This window comes from Iningainema tapete BLCC-T55, assembly GCF_014698965.1.
In the GTDB taxonomy this organism is placed as follows: Bacteria; Cyanobacteriota; Cyanobacteriia; order Cyanobacteriales; family Nostocaceae; genus Iningainema; species Iningainema tapete.
This window is the reverse complement of the sequence record NZ_JACXAE010000129.1, coordinates 1-1,168: the sequence shown is the minus strand read 5'-3', so window position 1 is coordinate 1,168 and position 1,168 is coordinate 1. Positions and strand designations below refer to the sequence as shown.

Below are 1,168 nucleotides of genomic sequence, written 5' to 3'. Positions count from 1 at the left end.
GTCTGTATCGCTCTACTTGACAACCAGATTTCAAAATTTTATGATACTCTTCCACTCGCCAACGGTAAGAATACCAACGTAAAATTGTGGCAGCCATCTGCCCGTCTGTAACTACTTCTGTAGTTAGCAGCATCCACTCCAAAGGCGTTTCACCTTCTGGACAATCCACTTCTGTGGCATAGACGGCGTACACTTTTAACGGGTCACGGTTGTCAAAGCGGTAGGGAGTACGAAGATTAACCGAACAAAATCGAACCACTAACTTAGCTTTACGGGCAGTACGTTTGCTCGTCTCAGGGAGCTCAATTTCCTGCTCGTGAGAGATGGGTTGTGCTTCCAGTTTTGCCCACAGACGTTCACTGTCTTGATCTAAACTGCGGTTGTGAGCCGCCCGCACCAAAACTCCTGTGTTTGGGAGTTGGCGAACTGCGTCGAAAACTTCAGCAATATCACCTTCGCGATCAAAGGCATGAATCTTGCGAGTAGACTTGCTGACTTTGCAATCTACACCGGTAAGCGCCTCCACCCAGCGATAGGATTCTTTCTGTTCAAATGGGCGCTTCCGTGCTGCTTTTCGAGCGACAGCTTGTCGTCTTTTTTTCTGTGTGGCTGTCTCATCTTTTGGTGGCTTCGGTTTTGGTTCTCGATTCCATAGTTTTTGCCACAACAAACCGAGCGGTTGACCCTGTTGCGGATCTATTGCTAGGGCACTATGTAATATTAAACCATTACCCCCGTTACCAATTGGACCGTAACCTTCCCGTTTGAGCATAATGCTGCCATAATCAAGAAAAGTGGTGTCTCCAACACACAGCACCATGTCACGCTCCCCAACATTGTCCGCAGTCATTTGACAGTGCGGCTCAATTAATTTGGCAAATTCTACCTTGGAATTGGCAAAAACTCATAGGCTCTCTTCAGTACAGTTGCACTAGGGAAGATTTCTGACAGTGCTTTGCCAAATCCTTGAATTAAAGACTTGCCAATCGACATTGCACGCTCGTTCAATCGACGATCGCCTAATTCACAAGTAGCAAAATTTTTCTCCCACCAGTCCAACATTGCTTGTTACCTCGAACACTCGATTTCAATTACTGTACCGTATATAGTGTCCCTTCTTCATAATCCTTTGTGAGTAAGCTTTTCGAGACTTAACGGGAAAAGTCAG

At 46.1% G+C, this 1,168-nt stretch carries 1 pseudogene; it reads right to left on the bottom strand.

Annotated elements, in window-relative coordinates:
• Positions 1–1,062, bottom strand: a pseudogene (locus tag ICL16_RS42705) (IS4 family transposase); the annotation flags it as partial.
• Between the last annotated feature and the right edge of the window lie 106 nt (positions 1,063–1,168).